The following is a 15,425-nucleotide window of genomic DNA, read 5'->3' as shown; positions in this document are numbered from 1 at the left end:
CCCGCGTGCGCGGGGGAACGGCTTGCTGCAAGCACCGGTAGTTTCACATGGCCGTCTATACTCAAGTGTCAGCCGAGGCGCTGGCCGCTTTCCTGTCGCGCTATGATTGCGGCGAACTGATCTCCGCCAAGGGCATTGCCGAGGGGGTGGAGAACACCAATTACCTCGTCGATACCACCGCCGACCGCTTCATCCTGACGCTCTACGAAAAGCGAGTCGCGGCGGACGACCTCCCGTTCTTCATGGCGCTGCTCGAACATCTCGCCGCCAAGGGCCTCAACGTGCCGCCGGCGATCAAGGATCGCTCGGGGCGCGAGATTCAGGAACTTGAGGGGCGCCCCGCCTGCCTCATCAAGTTCCTGTCGGGCGTGTCAGTGTCCCATCCCACCCCGGCGCAGGCCGAGGCGGCGGGCCGGGCGATGGCCGAGATGCACGCGGCGGTCAGCGACTTCACGGGCACGCGCGACAATTCGATGGGCGTGGCGAGCTGGCGCTTGCTGTTCGAGCGGTGCGGGCGCAGCCTCGATCAGATCGCGCCGGGTTTGTACGACGATCTCGGTCATGCGCTCGATGTGGTGACGGCGGCTTGGCCCGATGTGGGGTTTGACCGGATCGCGATCCATGCCGATCTGTTCCCGGACAATGTGCTGATGCTCGGCGATACCGTCTCCGGGCTGATCGACTTCTATTTCGCCAGCACGGACCTTCGGCTCTACGATCTCGCGATCATGCACACCGCCTGGAGCTTCGATGCCACTGGCGAGACCTATCACGCCGCGATCGGCGAGGCGCTGATTCGCGGCTATGAGAGCCGTTTTCCGCTCCAGCCCTTCGAGCGCGCCGCGTTCGACACGCTGGCGAGCGGCGCGTGCATCCGCTTCGCGCTGTCGCGGGCGTGGGACTGGCTCAACACGCCCGCCGACGCCCTCGTCACGCGCAAAGACCCGCTCGCCTATCTGCGCCGACTTTCCCATTATGCCCCCTCGCTGGTGACACACGTACAATGAGCGAACTCGACAAGGTCGAAATCTTCACCGACGGCGCGTGCAAGGGCAATCCCGGCCCCGGCGGCTGGGGCGTGGTGCTGCGCATGGGCAGCGCCGAGAAGGAGCTTTCGGGCGGCGAGACGCTCACCACCAACAATCGCATGGAGATGACTGCGGCGATCGAGGGGCTGAAGGCGCTGACCCGGCCGTGCAACGTCGTGCTGGCGACCGACAGCCGCTATGTGATGGATGGCCTCACCAAATGGATCAAAGGCTGGCAGAAGAACGGCTGGAAGACCGCCGACAAGAAGCCGGTCAAGAACGCCGAACTCTGGCAGGATCTGCTCGCCGCCGCCAAGCCGCACCGGATCGAATGGAAATGGGTGAAGGGCCACGCCGGCCACCCCGAGAACGAACGCGCCGACAAGCTCGCCAGCGACGCTGCACTATCGCAGGGGCGAGCGACCCGGCGGGCTTGAGCCGTCCGCCCGCTGGACATGCGCGGTGCGGTGTGGGACCTCGCTACCGCGTGTGAACGGGAGTAGCGTATGCGTATCATGAAGCCGGGCGAGAAGCGGCCGATCACCGAAGTGACGGCCGAGCGCCGGATTACCCTGACCGTCACCCATACTCCAGCCGACATCGATATCACCGCGTTCGGCCTCGGCGCCGACGGCAGGATCGGCGATGATCGCTACGTCGTGCTGTTCAGCAACGAACGCAGCCCGGAAGGCGCGATCACCCATACGAAGCGCGGCGACGCGACCGACATAACCGTCGATCTCGACCGCTTGCCACCAGCGATCGACCGGGTTTCGATCTCCGCGACTCATGATTCGCTGCCGCTTCGGAATGCGAGCGCGCTCAGCGTCGGGATCGCGGGCGCGGCGACGCTCGATGCCAAAGCCGCGCTGAGCGACGAAAAGGCGATCATGCTGGTCGATCTCTATCGCCACGGCGGCGACTGGCGGCTCGGCTGCGTGGTGCAGGGCTTCAACGGCGGCCTCGCCACGCTGATCCAGCATTTCGGCGGCGATGTGGCAGACGATAGCGCCGCCCCGCCCCCTGCGCCGTCACCCTCACCCGCTCCGGCACCGTCGCCCGCTCCCGTGTCGTTGAGCAAGGTCGATCTGCGCAAACAGAAGGTCGGCATTTCGCTCAAGAAGCTCGGCATCGAGCATGAAAAGGCCGAGGTCAGCTTCATCATCGACGCGAGCGGATCGATGTCGCACCTCTATGCGAACGGTGTCGTGCAGGAGACCGTCGAGCGGATCGCGCCGGTCGCGTTGCGGCTGGATGACGACGGCAGCATGGATACGTGGTTCTATGCCGATCGCTGCCAGCAGGTCGAAGCGTTGCAGGCGGACAATCTCGAAGGCTTCCTCGCACGGACTCTCGCCCACCCCGGCGCGCGCATCGGCGCGGTCGATACCGGCAAGAAGGGCCTGTTCGGCGGCGCGAAGAAGCAGGGCGGCACGTCGATCGGCTTCGGCAACAACGAGCCGGTGGTGATGAAGGCGCTGCTTGCCACCGAACCGTCGCGCCGAACGGTGCCGCGTCTCGTGATCTTCCTGACCGATGGCGGAATCTACCCTTCGACGTCGCGGGTCATCGAAGATATCCTGCGATCCTCCTCGCGCCTGCCGATCTTCTGGCAGTTCATCGGCGTCGGCCATGCCGATTATGGCATCCTGCGCGAATTCGACACGATCGACGGGCGCGTGGTCGACAATGCCGGCTTCTTCAGTGTCGATGATCTCACCGGGATCAGCGACGAAGTGCTGTACGACCGTATCCTCGGCGAATTCCCGGCGTGGCTGCGCGCGGCGCGGGCGGCGGGCATCCTGCGGTAACGAGACGCGCGCGCCAACCGCGCGTTGATGGTGACGAAGCGGATCGACCTCGCTATGGCGCACGCATGAGCCAGATCACCCCCGAGATCGTCGCCCAGCACGGGCTGTCCGAAGACGAATATGCCCGAGTCCTCAAGGCACTCGGCCGCGAGCCGAACCTGACCGAACTCGGCATCTTCTCGGTGATGTGGTCCGAGCATTGCAGCTACAAATCGAGCCGAATCCATCTCAAGAAGCTGCCGACCACCGGCCCGCAGGTGATCTGCGGCCCGGGCGAGAATGCCGGCGTGGTCGATATCGGCGACGGTCAGGCGGCGATCTTCAAGATGGAGTCGCATAACCACCCCTCGTACATCGAGCCGTACCAGGGCGCGGCAACCGGCGTCGGCGGCATTTTGCGCGACGTGTTCACGATGGGCGCGCGGCCGATCGCCAACCTCAACGCCTTGCGCTTCGGCTCGCCCGATCACCCCAAGACGCGCCACCTGATCGCGGGCGTCGTCCACGGCATCGGCGGCTACGGCAATTGCGTGGGCGTGCCGACGGTTGGCGGCGAGGTCAATTTCCACAAGGCGTATGACGGCAACATCCTCGTCAACGCGATGACGGTCGGCATCGCCGATACCGACAAGATCTTCTATTCGGCCGCCAGCGGCATCGGCAATCCGATCGTCTATGTCGGATCGAAGACCGGCCGCGACGGCATCCACGGCGCGACGATGGCCTCGGCCGATTTCGGCGAGGATTCGGACGCCAAGCGCCCGACCGTTCAGGTCGGCGATCCCTTTACCGAGAAGCTGTTGATCGAGGCGTGCCTCGAACTGATGGCCTCGGACGCGATCGTCGCGATTCAGGACATGGGCGCGGCGGGCCTCACCTCCTCCTCGGTCGAGATGGCGTCGAAGGGCGGCGTCGGTATCGAGCTCAACATGAACGCGGTGCCGCAGCGCGAAACCGGCATGACGCCCTATGAGATGATGCTGAGCGAGAGCCAGGAACGGATGCTCATGGTGCTCAAGCCCGGCCGCGAGGATTTCGCCGAAGCGATCTTCCGCAAGTGGGAGCTCGATTTCGCGGTGATCGGCACCGTGACCGATACCGGCCGGATGGTGCTGACCTTCAACGGTGAAACGGTGTGCGACATCCCGCTCGCGCCGCTCGCCGACGAAGCGCCGCTGTACGACCGCCCTTCGGTCAGCCGCGAGGAATACAAGGCGTGGGCCGGCGTGAAGCCGCTCGACGACACGCCGACCACCACGGACATCTGCGGCGATCTGCTCAAGCTGATGGCCTCCCCCGACATCGCCTCGCGGCGGTGGATCTGGGAGCAGTATGACACGCAGGTCGGCGGCGACACGGTGCAGCGCCCCGGCGGCGATTCGGCAGTGGTGCGCGTCCACGGCACGCAGAAGGGCATCGCGATCAGCACCGATTGCACGCCGCGCTATTGCTATGCCGACCCCTATGAGGGCGGCAAGCAGGCGATCGCGGAATGCTATCGCAACCTCTCGGCGGTCGGCGCGCTGCCGCTGGCGGTAACGAACTGCCTCAACTTCGCCAACCCGCAGCGCCCCGAGATCATGGCGCAGATCACCGGCTGCCTCGATGGCATGAGCGAAGCCTGTCGCGCGCTCGACTTCCCGATCGTGAGCGGCAACGTCTCGCTCTACAACGAATCGAAGGCGACCGGCGGCGGCTCCGCGATCCTGCCGACGCCGGCGATCGGCGGGATCGGGCTGCTCAAGGATTGGTCGAAGTCGGCGACAATCGGCTTCAAGGGCACCGGCGACGTGATCGTACTGATCGGCAGCCGCACGGGCCATCTCGGCCAGTCGCTGTGGCTGCGTGAGCTTCACGGCCGCGAGGACGGCACGCCGCCTCCGGTCGATCTCGATGCCGAGCGCGCAGCCGGCACGTTCGTCCGCGACGCGATCCGCGCCGGCGCGCTGACCGCAGTGCATGACGTGTCCGATGGCGGCGTCGCGGTGACGATCGCCGAGATGGCGCTGGCTGGCGGCTATGGCGCGATGCTCAACGCACCACTGCCCTGCGGCGTCGCCTGCGCTTTGTTCGGCGAGGATCAGGGGCTGTACGTGGCGACGGTCGCCGATCATCTGCTGATGGAGACGTTGCAGCGCGGTTATGCGGCCGGCGTCGAGGTCGAGCGGATCGGGCGGACGATCGCCGACCGGATCATTTTCGAACTGCCCGACGACGACCATGTCGTGACGCTCGCCGATCTGCGCACCGCGCACGAAGGCTTCTTCCCGGCGCTGATGGGGGATGTGATCGCCTGATGTTCGGGCGAGTCGCGGCCCGATCTCCGCGTTCGGGCGTTTACCGAGGCGAAGTGCGCGCATATCCGCGCGCGCTGACGATCGAGGCTGCGGCATGACGACACCCTATACCCGATCGGGCACATGGCGCGGACTGGTGCTGGCGACGGCGGTTTCGGGAACGTTGCTGTTGCTGGCGGGGTTCGCCGGAGCGATCTGGTCGGGCGGCAGCCCGCTGGCGATGCTGACCAGCACTGCCAGCGGCGTGATCGGCGACGCGGCATGGCGTGGCCCCGTCACCGGGCCGCTGCTCGGGCTGCTGGTGCATTTCGTGCTGATCGGCGTGATCGTCGATCTGTATGTGATCGCGGCGGTTCGCTTGCCCGCGCTGGTCCGGCACTGGCGCGTCAGCGGCGTGCTGTTCGGTATCCTCGCGTGGATGCTGCGCACCGTGATCGCCTCACCACGCGACTGGCCGCCGGCATTCCTCAACCTGACGCCGCGCGAAGCGGCGGTACAGATCCTGCTCCATATCCTGCTGCTCGGCCTGCCCACGGCATTCCTGGTCAAGTTGGCGAACCGCTGGCGCGCGTAATTCTTATTGCGACCGCGCCGCAATAGACTTGCGATGAATTCGCATTATCGCTATTTGAGGGGTAGCGGAGGGTGCGTCTAATGGTCGTGTGTATCTGTAATGCGATTCGGGAAAATGACGTTCGCGCGGCGGCGCGCCAAGGCTGCGCCACACCGTGCCAGGTTCACCAGGCACTTGGTCGTCCGCCGAAATGCGGGAAATGCGCCGCTTATACGCGCTCCATCATCGACGAGGAACGCGCTGTCGCCTAAGCAGCCCTCTTTCTGACTGGGAGCGGCATATGCGCGGCGACGACAAGGTTATCGAGTTCTTGAACGAAGTGCTCAAGAACGAACTCACCGCGATCAACCAATATTGGCTGCACTACCGGATGCTCGATCATTGGGGCGTCGGTCGCCTCGCCGATTTCGAGCGCCACGAATCGATCGACGAGATGAAGCACGCCGATTGGGTGTCGGAGCGAATCCTGTTTCTCGACGGGCTGCCCAATTTCCAGTTGCTCGGCCGGCTGCGCATCGGCGAAACCGTCGAGGAAGTGCTCAAGGCCGACCTGGCGCTCGAAATGGATGCGCTGCCGGTGCTGCGCGACGCGATCGCGCATTGCGAGGCGGTGCGCGATTTCATCAGCCGCGACCTGTTCAAGAAAATCCTCGCCAGCGAAGAAGACCATGTCGATACGCTGGAGCGCCAGTTCGACATGATCGCGCGCATGGGCCTGGAGAATTACATCCAGTTGCAGAGCAAGCCGGCCGACGAGCAAGCGTAAGCGCCGGGCGTTCCCGAACATTCGGGAATGCCGCCCCGCCCCAGCGTTCGCCCTGAGCTTGCCGAAGGGCGTGCCCCAGGCTCTGCGTCTTTGGCACATGCTTCGACAAGCTCGGCACGAACGGACGTATTGCGGTGCGCCTCGCTACGAGGTCGCCGAATCGTTCCACGTATCGAGCACGTCGATCATCTGCGGCGTGACCCAATCGTAGCGATAGTTGAGCATGAACAGCCCCCACAGGATCGTTCCGACGATCAGCACACGCAGCGCTGTGCGACCGGGGCGGAAATCATGTGGGGCGCTTTCGGCCTGACCGGGCACATGTTCAACGCCCGCTTCTTCGGCGGTGCGGACACCGAACGGCAGCACGAAGAACACCGACAGAGAGCAAAACAGGAACCAGATCGCGAGCGCCGACGTCCATCGCATAGCCTAGTCCCTATCTGCTACCCAAACCGTTCGCGCCGAGCGAAGTCGAGGCGCCCGCGCTGGACGGTCCCTCGACTTCGCTCGGAACGAACGGTTTGAGAGATGATTACGCCTCGATCAGCAGCACGTCGACGATCGGCTTCTTGCCGGTCCAACGCGTCGCGACACGGCGGGCGGCGAGGCGGACCGCCTCGCGCAGTTTCTCGCGATCCTTGGGCGGCTGCTTGGTCGCCGCGATCACCGCTTCTACGGTTTCCTCGATGAAGGGCGCACGATCCTCCTCGACCGGGATACCATTGTAGCGCACCTGCGGCCGGCCGATCAGCCCGCGACCGCCGACCGCCACCGCAACCGACATCTGGCCGTTGACGGCGAGCTTGCGTCGCTCGTTGATCGTCCCACCGTCACCGGGCAGGATCACATCGCCGTCGAGCACCAGCCGCCCGACGGGCGCGTGACCGATCTTCTCGGGCGCGCCCGGCGCGAGCCGGACGATCTCGCCGTTGGTTTGCACCAACGTTTGGGGCACGCCTTGCGACAGGCCGAAGCGCGCCTGTTCCATCAGGTGCCGCATCTCGCCGTGGACCGGCATCAGGATATCGGGGCGAAGCCAGCCGTACATCTGCGCCAGCTCGGGCCGGCCCGGATGCCCGGACACATGGACGTGCGCCTGACGATCGGTGACCATCACGATGCCCTTGGCGGCGAGCTGGTTCTGGATGCGACCGATCGCGACCTCGTTGCCGGGGATCTGCTTCGACGAGAACACGACAGTATCGCCAGCGTCGAGCTTGATCGGGTGGCTGCCGAACGCGACGCGCGACAGCGCGGCGCGATCCTCGCCCTGCCCGCCGGTCGCGACCACCATCACCTTGTCGCGCGGCAGCCGCATCGCCGCCTCGGGATCGATAGTCGCGGGGAGATCGCGCAGATAGCCCGTCGCCTTAGCGACTTTGATGATCCGGTCGAGCGAGCGCCCAGCCACGCACAGCGCACGGCCGGTTTCCTTGGCGACCTGACCAAGCGTGTGCAGACGTGCGGCATTCGACGCGAAGGTCGTCACCAGCACGCGCCCGCGCGCCTTGGCGATCACTTCGGTGAGACCGACCCGCACATCCGCCTCCGAGCCCGACGGCTCGCTGTTGAACACGTTGGTCGAATCGCACACCAGCGCGAGTACGCCCTTGTCGCCGATCGCGGCGAGCGCGTCCGGCGCTGCGGGCTTGCCGATCACCGGCGCGGTATCGAGTTTCCAGTCGCCGGTGTGGAACACGCGGCCATAGGGCGTCGCGATCGACAGCGCGTTCATCTCGGGAATCGAGTGCGACAGCGGCACGAAATCGATGCCGAACGGCCCGAGTTGAAGCGTCTTGGCAGGATCGACGACGTTGAGCGCGACGCGCTTGACGTTGCCTTCCTCCTCCAGCTTGCCGCGGATCAGCCCGGCGGTGAAGGCGGTCGCATAGATCGGCACGCCGAGATCCTCGGCGAGATACGGCAAGGCGCCGATATGATCCTCATGCCCGTGCGTCAGCACGATGCCGAGCAGATCGTCGAGCCGTTCCTCTATGAACTGGAGATCAGGCAGGATCAGTTCGATGCCGGGATAGTTCGGATCGGCGAAGGTGATGCCGCAATCGACCATCAGCCATTTGCCCTGGCATCCGTAGAGATTGACGTTCATGCCGATTTCGCCAGATCCGCCGAGCGCGACGAAAAGCAGTTCGTTCTTTGGGGTAATCACTAAGTTTCTGTTCTTTCAAATAACGGCACTTGGCCGGGCGTTACGGCTTTTGGCCGGGGAATTTCGGGGTCATCGCCGGGAAACGGCATTCCGTCGCACCGGCGCTGATAGCAGCCTGTGGGCGATGGAGTCTGACCTAAGCCAGAATGACGTGGCGCGATATCGGCGTGAGGCCGACATGCTTCAGTGTGCCATATGGGCGCGATCCCACAGCATCGCCAGCCCCTGAATGGTGAGATCGGGTTCGATCGCGTCGAAAACCGAGGTATTCTGCTCGAACAGGGTCGCGAGGCCGCCGGTGGCGATCACCTTCACCGGGCGGCCGATCTCGACCTTCATACGCGCGACCAGTCCCTCGATCATCGCGATATAGCCCCAATAGATGCCGATGTGCATCTGGCTGACGGTGTCGCGGCCGATCACGCTGGTCGATGCCGGCGCCTCGATCGCGATGCGCGGCAGCTTGGCGGCGGCGGTAACAAGCGCGTCGAGCGACAGGTTGATGCCCGGCGCGATGATGCCGCCCTTATAGGCGCCGTTGTAATCCGCGACATCGAAGGTGGTGGCGGTGCCGAAATCGATGATGATGAGGTCTCCGTCGTGCAGCGCATGGCCGGCGATGACATTGACGGCGCGGTCGGCGCCGACCGACTGGGGTTCCTCGACATCGAGCGCGATCCCCCATTCGGCTTCGCCCTGCCCTGCGATCAGCGGTTCGAAGCTGAAATATTTGCGCGACAGCGTCTGGAGGTTGTGCAGCGCGCGCGGCACCACGGTGGCGATGATGACGCCGGTCACCGTCTTGCGGTCATACCCTTCGAGAGCGAGCAACTGGCTGAGCCACACCGCATATTCATCGGCAGTGCGGCGCGCATCGGTGGCGATGCGCCAGCGCGCGCGGATATTGCCCTCATCGAGCAAGGCAAAGACGACGTTCGTGTTGCCGGCGTCGATCGCAAGTTGCATCGTTTATCCTCCCCCGTGCGGTGGCCGCGTCAAAGCGCGGTCACAGCAGGAATATATCGCCGGCATGAATGACACGCCGCCCGCCGTCCGCCAAGCGCAACACGAGCGCGCCGCTGGCGTCGAGGCCATCGAACAGCCCGTCGAGCGCGCTGCCGTCGGGCAGGCGCGCGGTGAGCGGCGTGCCGGGCGAGTGCGCGCGTTCCAGCCAGCGCGTGCGAACCGGAGCGAGCCCCTGCCCGCGCCACACGCCGAGCCAGCGCGCGAACGCGTCGGCGAGCGTTTCCTGAAAGGCGGCGGGATCGACGATCGCGCCGTGCGCGGCGAGGCTGGTCGCAGCACGGTCGAGATCGTGCGGATGGTGTGCGAGGTTGACGCCGATGCCGATCACTACCGCGTCACCGGCGCGTTCGAGCAATATGCCGGACAGCTTGGCGCCGTCCAGCAGCAGATCGTTGGGCCATTTGAGCATGGCCACCACTGCGTCGCCGAGGTGCGCGCGAACCGCTTCCTCGAGCGCCACCGCCGCGACCAAGGCGAGCGACGCTGCCTCGGGGTCGGTCGGGCGCAATCGGACGAGCGTGCTGGTGTAGAGATTGCCGGGCGGCGATACCCACGTCCGCCCCTGCCGGCCACGTCCGCCGGTCTGACGTTCGGCGCGCAACCACAACCCTTCTGACGCGCCGCTACGGGCGAGATCGAGCATGTCGGCGTTGGTCGAGCCGGTCTCGGCGAGGGTGCGGATCATCGTTCCGCACCCCTTATGCTCCAAGCGTTCAGAACAGCGACCCGGCCGCCGCCATGGTCGCCAGCCCGAGCGGTGCGAGCACCAGCCAGCCAACGGGCGACACGAACACCGCCGCGACGGTAATCAGCCCGCCCTCGACGATATCGCCGCTTTTCGGGAAGCCGTCACCGATCGGCTCGTCGAAGTACATCACCTTGACGACGCGCAGATAATAATAGGCGCCGATCACCGAGGCGACGAAGCCGACCACCGCGAGCGGATACAGCCCGGCCGCCATCGCCGCGTTGAACACAGCCAGCTTGGCGTTGAAGCCGAGCAGCGGCGGGATGCCAGCGAGGCTGAACATGAAGATCGCCATCGCCAGGGCGAGACCCGGACGCGTGCGCGACATGCCCGACAGGCTGGCGAGCGTCTCGACAGGCTGGCCATCGGCATCACGCATCTGGAGCACGACGAGGAAGCTGCCGAGCGTCATCACGACATAGACGGTGAGGTAGAACAGCACCGCAGCGACCCCGGCCTGCGTCCCGGCGGCGAGACCGACCAGCAGGAAGCCGACATTGTTGATCGACGAATAGGCGAGCAGCCGCTTAACGTTGGTCTGCCCGATCGCCGCGACCGCACCGAAGATGATCGAGGCGAGGCTCGCGAAGATCACGATCTGGCGCCACTGATCGACCGCCGGACCCATTGCCTCTACCGCGACACGCACCGCGAGCCCGACCGCCGCCACCTTGGGCGCCGAGGCGAAGAATGCCGTCACCGGCGTCGGCGCGCCTTCGTACACGTCGGGCGTCCACATGTGGAACGGAACCGCACTCATCTTGAAGGCCAAGCCGGCGAACACGAACACCAGCCCGAACATCAGCCCGAAATTGTGCGTACCCGGTGCGATCCCCGCATAAGCATTTGCGATCTGCGGGAACAGCGTCGAGCCGCTGAAGCCGTACACGAGGCTGATGCCGTAGAGCAGGATGCCGCTCGCCAGCGCGCCGAGCACGAAATACTTCAGGCCCGCCTCAGCCGAGCGCGTATCGCGGCGCATGAAGCTCGCCAGCACATAGGCCGCGAGGCTCTGCAGCTCGAGACCGACATACAGCACCAGCAGATCGCCCGCCGAAACCATCATCCCCATGCCGCAGGCCGACAGCAGCAGCAGTACGGGATATTCAGGACGGAGATCGTCGCCGCTGGTCTGCTTGAAGAAGCGCGGCGCGAGCAGGATCGACACCGCGGTCGCGCCGTAGATCAACACCTTGGAGAACGCGGCAAAGCCATCGGCGCGGAACAGACCGTCGAACGCAACGCCGCCGCTCGATGCCGGCCCGAGCAGCGCGATCATCGCGCCGGCCAGAACCGCCACCGCGACCCACGAGATCATCCGCGTCGAAGCCTGTCCGCCCCAGGCGGCGATCAGCATCAGCACGATCGATCCGATCGAGAGGATCTCCTCGGGGAGGACCATCATCAGCGAGTCGGTCATGGCCGTGCCTCCACATGGGCAGCGGGGATCACCGCATGTCCCGCCGTCGGCAGCGAGTCACCGGCCGGCTTGGCACGCTCGACGCGCGCGACCAGCGTCGCGACATCGCCGCGCATCGGCGCGAGGAAGCTCTCCGGGTACACCCCCATCCACAACACCACCGCCGCGACCGGCGCGAGCAGCGCGATTTCACGCAGGCTAAGATCAGGCATCACCCGCACGTCATCCTTGGTCAGATCGCCGAACACGACGCGGCGATAGAGGTAAAGCATATAAGCGGCGCCGAGAATGATGCCGGTCGTGCAGACCGCCGTCGCCACGGTCGAGACCTGATAGGTGCCGAGCAGGCTGAGGAATTCGGCGACGAAGCCGCTCGTCCCCGGCAAGCCGATCGAGGCCATCGTGAAGAACAGGAACAGCAAGGCGTAGCGCGGCATGTTGATCGCGAGGCCGCCGTAACGGTCGATCTCGCGGGTGTGGAGCCGGTCGTAGATCACGCCGACACACAGGAACAAAGCGCCCGAAACGAGGCCGTGGCTGAGCATCATCACCATCGCGCCTTCGATGCCCTGCTGGTTGAAGGCGAACAGGCCGATCGTGACGATCGCCATGTGCGCGACTGACGAATAGGCGATCAGCTTCTTCATGTCGGACTGCACCAGCGCGACGAGCGAGGTGTACACCACCGCGATCCCCGACAGCGCGAGGATCAGCCACGTCAGTTGCGACGAGGCTTCTGGGAACATCGGCACCGAGAAGCGCAGGAAGCCATAGCCGCCGAGCTTGAGCAGCACGCCAGCCAGGATCACCGAGCCGGCGGTCGGCGCCTGAACGTGCGCGTCGGGCAACCAGGTGTGGACCGGCCACATCGGCATCTTCACCGCGAACGAGGCGAAGAAGGCGAGCCAGAGCCAGGTCTGCACCTGACGCGGGAAATCGGTCTTGAGCAGGGTCGGGATATCGGTGGTGCCGGTATAATGGATCATCCACAGCATCGCGACGAGCATCAGCAGCGAGCCGAGCAACGTGTACAGGAAGAACTTGTACGACGCGTAGATGCGGTTGGCCCCGCCCCAGATGCCGATAATGAGGTACATCGGGATCAGGCCGGCTTCAAAGAAGATGTAGAACAGCAGCAGATCCTGCGCGGCAAACGTCCCGATCATCAGCACTTCGGTGATGAGGAAGCAGGCCATATATTCCTGCACGCGCTTCTGCACCGCCACCCAGCTCGCGCCGATGCAGATCGGCATCAGGAACACACTGAGCATGATGAGCATCAGCGCGAAACCATCGATCCCGAGCTTCCAGTCGAACACGCCGACGCTGCCGGCATTCTCGACGAACTGCCACTGCGCGCCGCCGATATCGAAATTCGCCCACAGCCCGATGCCGAGCACGAAATCGACCAGTGTCGCGATCAGAGCCAGCCACCGCGCGCCCGACGGGCTTAGGAACAGGCAGCCGACCGCCGCGACCGTCGGGATCGCGAGCATCAGGGAGAGAATGGGGAAACCGCTCATCGTGTGATCGCCCAGGTCATCGCTGCGGTCAGCCCGATAAGCATGACGAACGCATAGGTGTAGAGATATCCGGTCTGCAGGCGGCCAGCCACTCGGCTACCCAGCGAGACCATCCAAGCGGAACCGTCGGGTCCGAACCGATTGATCGTCTTCTCGTCGCCGCGATGCCAGAAGAAGCGGCCGATCGCGAAGGCGGGCTTGACGAAGATCAGGTCGTACAGCTCGTCGAAATACCATTTGTGGAGCAGGAAATCGTACAGCACGCTGAACTGCTTCGCGACCGCCGCCGGCACGCCGGGCTTGACGATATACGCATACCAGGCGCTGACGAGGCCGAGCAACATCGCGATCGTCGCCGACAGCTTCACCAGCGTCGGCAGATGCTCGACCGCTTCCGACAGATGCTCGTGGAACGCCAATGCGCCGCGCCAGTAGGATTCGCCCGCCGTCGGATCGGTGAAGAACGGGTGGAACACGAACCCGGCGAACACCGCGCCGATCGACAATACAATCAGCGGAATGAGGATCGGCAGCGGGCTTTCGTGCGGATGATAGCCGGCGGTGCCATCGTCGTGCGCGTGGTGATCGTGGTCGTGCGAGCCATGTGCCGCGTGGGCATGATCGTCATGCGCATGATCGTCATGGCCGTGGCCGTGCGCGTCGTGGATCGCATGCTGGATATGTTCAGACTGCGCCCAGCGCGGCTTGCCCCAGAAGGTGAGGAACATCAGCCGCCACGAATAGAAGCTCGTGAGCAACGCGACGAGGATACCGACGATCGATGCGCCCTGCTGGTTCGCAGCCCAGGCCGACAGGATGATGGCATCCTTCGAATAGAAGCCAGCGAAGCCGAACACGCCCTCGATGCCAACGCCGGTGATCGCGAGCGTACCCGCCATCATCGCCCAGAAGGTGATCGGGATGCTTTTGCGCAGGCCACCGTAATAACGCATGTCCTGCTCGTGGTGCATCGCGTGGATCACCGAGCCGGCGCCGAGGAACAGCAGCGCCTTGAAGAACGCGTGCGTGAAAAGGTGGAACATCGCGGCGCCATAGGCACCGCAGCCCGCCGCGAAGAACATGTAGCCGAGCTGCGAACAGGTCGAATAGGCGATCACGCGCTTGATGTCGGTCTGCACGAGGCCGCAGCTCGCGGCGAACAGGCAGGTCGCGGCACCGATCGTCATGACGACATGCATCGCGACCGGCGAGGCCTCGAACATCGGCGACAGGCGGCAGACCATGAACACGCCCGCCGTGACCATCGTCGCGGCGTGGATCAGCGCCGACACCGGGGTCGGGCCTTCCATCGCATCGGGCAGCCAGGTGTGCAGGCCGAGCTGCGCGGACTTGCCGCACGCGCCGACGAACAGCAGCAGGCACAGCACCGTCATCGTGTCGAAGCGGCCGCCGAAGAAACCGATCGTCGAGCCCGCCATGTGCGGTGCGGCGGTCAGGATTTCGTCGATCGACACCGTCTTGAAGACGAGGAACGTCCCGAAGATGCCGAGCATGAAGCCAAGATCGCCGACGCGGTTGACGACGAACGCCTTGATCGCGGCGGCATTGGCGGTGGGCTTGCGGAACCAGAAACCGATCAGCAGGTACGAGGCGAGACCGACGCCTTCCCAGCCGAAGAACATCTGGATGAGGTTGTCCGCCGTCACCAACATCAGCATCGCGAAAGTGAACAGCGACAGATAGGCGAAGAAGCGCGGCTGGTCGGGATCGTCCGACATATAGCCCCAGCTATAGAGGTGGACCAGCGCCGAGACACTCGTCACCACCACCAGCATCACCGCCGTCAGCGCGTCGACGCGCAGCGACCACGACACATGCATGTCGCCCGACTGGATGAAGTTGAGCACCGGCGTGACGACTTTTTCGCCGCCACCGAGATAATGGATGAATACCGGCCACGACAGCGCGCAGGCGACGAACAAAGCGACGGTCGTCACCGCCTTCGGGAAGAAGGTGCCGAACGACTTGTTCGAAAAGCCGGCGAGGATCGATGCCGCGAGCGGCAGGAAGACGATGAAGAGGATCGAAGTCACGCCGG

The 15,425-nt window shown here is 64.9% G+C and carries 14 protein-coding genes; 7 read left to right on the top strand and 7 right to left on the bottom strand.

Features of this window, described 5'->3' with window-relative positions; translation table 11 throughout:
- Window positions 1–47 precede the first annotated feature (47 nt).
- The 7 genes from thrB (at window position 48) to bfr (ending at window position 6,476) form a co-directional block, all read left to right on the top strand.
- A complete protein-coding gene (gene thrB / locus EWE75_RS08595) occupies window positions 48–1,007 on the top strand; it encodes a homoserine kinase (protein ID WP_130156475.1) in 960 nt (319 codons plus the stop codon).
- Complete coding sequence (gene rnhA / locus EWE75_RS08590) at window positions 1,004–1,465, top strand: ribonuclease HI (protein ID WP_130156473.1); 462 nt, start codon at window positions 1,004–1,006, stop codon at window positions 1,463–1,465. The genes thrB and rnhA overlap by 4 nt, the downstream gene beginning before the upstream one ends.
- A gap of 69 nt (window positions 1,466–1,534) precedes the next feature.
- Window positions 1,535–2,839 carry a VWA domain-containing protein gene (locus EWE75_RS08585; protein WP_130156471.1) on the top strand — a complete coding sequence of 435 codons (1,305 nt, stop codon included), beginning with the start codon at window positions 1,535–1,537 and terminating at the stop codon, window positions 2,837–2,839.
- A 65-nt stretch (window positions 2,840–2,904) separates the two neighbouring features.
- Entirely contained in the window at window positions 2,905–5,136 is a 2,232-nt protein-coding gene (purL, locus tag EWE75_RS08580; RefSeq protein ID WP_130156469.1) for a phosphoribosylformylglycinamidine synthase subunit PurL, read from the top strand.
- Window positions 5,137–5,230: 94 nt separating this feature from the next.
- The gene (locus EWE75_RS08575) at window positions 5,231–5,710 is read left to right on the top strand and encodes a hypothetical protein (protein ID WP_130156467.1); all 480 of its coding nucleotides are present in this window, start codon (window positions 5,231–5,233) and stop codon (window positions 5,708–5,710) included.
- An 80-nt stretch (window positions 5,711–5,790) separates the two neighbouring features.
- Entirely contained in the window at window positions 5,791–5,961 is a 171-nt protein-coding gene (locus tag EWE75_RS08570; RefSeq protein WP_130156465.1) for a (2Fe-2S)-binding protein, read from the top strand.
- A 29-nt stretch (window positions 5,962–5,990) separates the two neighbouring features.
- Window positions 5,991–6,476: a bacterioferritin gene (gene bfr, locus EWE75_RS08565; RefSeq protein WP_130156463.1), complete on the top strand. Its 486-nt coding sequence runs from the start codon at window positions 5,991–5,993 to the stop codon at window positions 6,474–6,476.
- 144 nt (window positions 6,477–6,620) lie between these two features.
- Here the strand turns inward: bfr and EWE75_RS08560 are convergent, their stop codons facing one another.
- From EWE75_RS08560 to nuoL, 7 genes are all read right to left on the bottom strand, one after another.
- On the bottom strand, window positions 6,621–6,905 hold the full coding sequence (locus EWE75_RS08560; RefSeq protein ID WP_130156461.1) for a DUF1467 family protein: 285 nt from the start codon (window positions 6,903–6,905) through the stop codon (window positions 6,621–6,623).
- A gap of 106 nt (window positions 6,906–7,011) precedes the next feature.
- A complete protein-coding gene (locus EWE75_RS08555; RefSeq protein ID WP_165388308.1) occupies window positions 7,012–8,646 on the bottom strand; it encodes a ribonuclease J in 1,635 nt (544 codons plus the stop codon).
- 186 nt (window positions 8,647–8,832) lie between these two features.
- The gene (locus tag EWE75_RS08550) at window positions 8,833–9,615 is read right to left on the bottom strand and encodes a type III pantothenate kinase (RefSeq protein WP_130156457.1); all 783 of its coding nucleotides are present in this window, start codon (window positions 9,613–9,615) and stop codon (window positions 8,833–8,835) included.
- A gap of 40 nt (window positions 9,616–9,655) precedes the next feature.
- Window positions 9,656–10,360, bottom strand: a complete 705-nt coding sequence (locus EWE75_RS08545) for a biotin--[acetyl-CoA-carboxylase] ligase (RefSeq protein ID WP_130156455.1) — start codon at window positions 10,358–10,360, stop codon at window positions 9,656–9,658.
- Between the two features lie 28 nt (window positions 10,361–10,388).
- A complete protein-coding gene (gene nuoN, locus EWE75_RS08540; RefSeq protein ID WP_130156453.1) occupies window positions 10,389–11,843 on the bottom strand; it encodes an NADH-quinone oxidoreductase subunit NuoN in 1,455 nt (484 codons plus the stop codon).
- A complete protein-coding gene (locus tag EWE75_RS08535) occupies window positions 11,840–13,366 on the bottom strand; it encodes an NADH-quinone oxidoreductase subunit M (protein WP_130156451.1) in 1,527 nt (508 codons plus the stop codon). Before EWE75_RS08535 ends, nuoN begins: the two co-directional genes overlap by 4 nt.
- Window positions 13,363–15,420, bottom strand: coding sequence for an NADH-quinone oxidoreductase subunit L (gene nuoL, locus EWE75_RS08530; RefSeq protein WP_130156449.1), 2,058 nt, complete (start codon window positions 15,418–15,420; stop codon window positions 13,363–13,365). The genes EWE75_RS08535 and nuoL overlap by 4 nt, the downstream gene beginning before the upstream one ends.
- Window positions 15,421–15,425 lie beyond the last annotated feature (5 nt).

This window comes from Sphingomonas populi (assembly GCF_004208535.1).
Classification (GTDB): Bacteria; Pseudomonadota; Alphaproteobacteria; order Sphingomonadales; family Sphingomonadaceae; genus Sphingomonas; species Sphingomonas populi.
Note: the sequence above shows the minus strand (reverse complement) of the source record. Positions and strands in the feature narration are given on the sequence as shown.

What these genes read in the sequence shown, in the direction of transcription:
- thrB (WP_130156475.1), top strand. Translation starts at nt 48, where the DNA reads ATGGCCGTCTATACTCAAGTGTCAGCCGAGGCGCTGGCCGCTTTCCTG.
- rnhA (WP_130156473.1), top strand. Translation starts at nt 1,004, where the DNA reads ATGAGCGAACTCGACAAGGTCGAAATCTTCACCGACGGCGCGTGCAAG.
- EWE75_RS08585 (WP_130156471.1), top strand. Translation starts at nt 1,535, where the DNA reads ATGCGTATCATGAAGCCGGGCGAGAAGCGGCCGATCACCGAAGTGACG.
- purL (WP_130156469.1), top strand. Translation starts at nt 2,905, where the DNA reads ATGAGCCAGATCACCCCCGAGATCGTCGCCCAGCACGGGCTGTCCGAA.
- EWE75_RS08575 (WP_130156467.1), top strand. Translation starts at nt 5,231, where the DNA reads ATGACGACACCCTATACCCGATCGGGCACATGGCGCGGACTGGTGCTG.
- EWE75_RS08570 (WP_130156465.1), top strand. Translation starts at nt 5,791, where the DNA reads ATGGTCGTGTGTATCTGTAATGCGATTCGGGAAAATGACGTTCGCGCG.
- bfr (WP_130156463.1), top strand. Translation starts at nt 5,991, where the DNA reads ATGCGCGGCGACGACAAGGTTATCGAGTTCTTGAACGAAGTGCTCAAG.
- EWE75_RS08560 (WP_130156461.1), bottom strand. Translation starts at nt 6,905, where the DNA reads ATGCGATGGACGTCGGCGCTCGCGATCTGGTTCCTGTTTTGCTCTCTG.
- EWE75_RS08550 (WP_130156457.1), bottom strand. Translation starts at nt 9,615, where the DNA reads ATGCAACTTGCGATCGACGCCGGCAACACGAACGTCGTCTTTGCCTTG.
- EWE75_RS08545 (WP_130156455.1), bottom strand. Translation starts at nt 10,360, where the DNA reads ATGATCCGCACCCTCGCCGAGACCGGCTCGACCAACGCCGACATGCTC.
- nuoN (WP_130156453.1), bottom strand. Translation starts at nt 11,843, where the DNA reads ATGACCGACTCGCTGATGATGGTCCTCCCCGAGGAGATCCTCTCGATC.
- EWE75_RS08535 (WP_130156451.1), bottom strand. Translation starts at nt 13,366, where the DNA reads ATGAGCGGTTTCCCCATTCTCTCCCTGATGCTCGCGATCCCGACGGTC.